A 2,193-nucleotide genomic window follows, 5' to 3' on the forward strand; every position below is an offset into this window, starting at 1 on the left:
GCGGGTGACCCCCCGGCTCCACACCCCCCCCGGGCGGGGGTACCACGCGCCCCCCCCCCGCGGCGCCAAAACCACGCCGGGGGCGGCGCGCGCCGGACTCCTCGAGGGGGCCCCGGGCGCGGCGACGGATCACTCCGCGTAGGCCGCCAACGGCGGGCAGGAGCACACCAGGTTGCGGTCGCCGAACGCGCCGTCGATGCGCCGCACCGACGGCCACACCTTGGCCCGGCCGTGCCCGAGACCGCGCGGATAGACAGCGGTCTCACGCGAGTACGGGTGGTTCCACTCGCCCACCAGGCACTCGGCGGTGTGCGGAGCGCCGCGCAACGGATTGTCCTCCACCGGCCACACCCCCGAACCCACCTGGTCGATCTCGGCGCGGATGGCGATCATCGCCGCCACGAACTCGTCGAGTTCGGCCAGGTTCTCGCTCTCGGTCGGCTCGACCATCAGCGTGCCCGCCACCGGGAAGCTCATGGTCGGGGCGTGGAAGCCGTAGTCGGCAAGCCGCTTGGCCACATCGTCGACGGTGACGCCGGTGCGCTTGGTGATATCGCGCAGATCCAGGATGCACTCGTGGGCGACCATGCCGTTCTCACCGGTGTAGAGCACCGGGAAGTACTCGTCCAGGCGGCGGGCCAGGTAGTTGGCCGAGGCGATCGCCGACAGCGTCGCCGCGCGCAGGCCCTCCGCGCCCATCATGCGGATGTAGGCCCAGGTGATCGGCAGGATCGAGGCCGAGCCGTAGCGGGCGGCCGAGACCGCGTGTGAGCCCGGCTCCAGCGGGTCGCCCGGCAGATACCGCGCCAGGTGCGAGCGCACCGCGACCGGCCCGACGCCCGGACCGCCGCCGCCGTGCGGGATGCAGAAGGTCTTGTGCAGGTTCAGGTGGCTGACATCGCCGCCGAAGCGGCCCGGCCTGGCCAGCCCGACCAGCGCGTTGAGGTTGGCGCCGTCGACGTAGACCTGCCCGCCCGCGTCGTGCACCAGCGCGCACAGCTCGGCGATCTCGTGCTCGTACACGCCGTGCGTGGACGGGTAGGTGATCATGATGCAGGCCAGCCGCTCGGCGTGGTCGGCGATCTTGGCACGCAGGTCGTCCAGGTCGACGTCACCGTTCTCCCGGCACTTCACCATCTCCACCCGCAGACCTGCCATGGCCGCCGAGGCGGCGTTGGTGCCGTGCGCGCTGGCCGGGATCAGGCAGGTGTCGCGGTGGGTGTCGCCGCGATCGAGGTGGTAGCGGCGGATGGCCAGCAGTCCCGCGTACTCGCCCTGGCTGCCCGCGTTGGGCTGCAGGCTCACCGCGTCGTAGCCGGTGATCTCGGCCAGCCAGTGCTCCAGGTCGGCGATCAGCCTCAGCAGGCCGGGCGCGTCGGAGGCGGGCGCGTACGGATGCAGCTTGCTGAAGCCCGGCCAGGTGATCGGCTCCATCTCGGCAGTGGCGTTGAGCTTCATGGTGCACGAGCCGAGCGGGATCATGCTGCGGTCCAGCGCGATGTCCTTGTCCGACAGCGCGCGCAGGTAACGCAGCATGGCGGTCTCGGTGCGATAGCGAGTGAACGCCGGATGGGTCAGGTACTCGGAGGTGCGGTCCTCGATGCGCACCGGCACCGGCTCGGCCGCCGGCACCCCGAAGGCGTCGAGCACGGCCTCGATGTGGGCGTCGGTGGTGGCCTCGTCGCAGGCCACCGCCACGTGGTCGGCGTCGACCAGGCGCAGGTTGATCCCGCGCGCGGCGGCCTTGGCGACCACGGCCTCGGCCTGGCCGGGCACCCTGGCCAGCACGGTGTCGAAGAAACGCTCGTGCACCAGCGCGTCGCCGAGCGCGCCCGCGAGACGTTCGGCGTGGCCGTGCACCCGCCGCGCGATGGCGCGCAGGCCGTCCGCGCCGTGGTAACTGGCGTACATGGCGGCCAGGATGGCCAGCAGCACCTGCGCGGTGCAGATGTTGGAGGTGGCCTTCTCCCGGCGGATGTGCTGCTCCCTGGTCTGCAACGCCAGGCGGTAGGCGGGATTGCCGTCGGCGTCCTTGGACACCCCGACCAGCCTGCCCGGCAGCTGGCGGGCGTGCGCGGTGCGCACCGCCAGATAAACCGGGTGCGGGCCGCCGCAGCCCATAGGCCCCCCCAACCGCGGGGTGGTGGCGGAGCAGGCGTGGGGGGCCAGCGCGCCCGGGGGGGGGACCCCGGG

At 72.6% G+C, this 2,193-nt stretch carries 1 protein-coding gene; it reads right to left on the reverse strand.

Annotated elements, in window-relative coordinates; translation table 11 throughout:
- Window positions 1-129: 129 nt before the first annotated feature.
- A partial coding sequence (gene gcvP, locus QH283_RS21695; protein WP_280504815.1) for an aminomethyl-transferring glycine dehydrogenase occupies window positions 130-2,193 on the reverse strand: 2,064 nt, incomplete at its 5' end.

This window comes from Nocardia farcinica (assembly GCF_029867845.1).
GTDB classification, from domain to species: Bacteria; Actinomycetota; Actinomycetes; order Mycobacteriales; family Mycobacteriaceae; genus Nocardia; species Nocardia farcinica_A.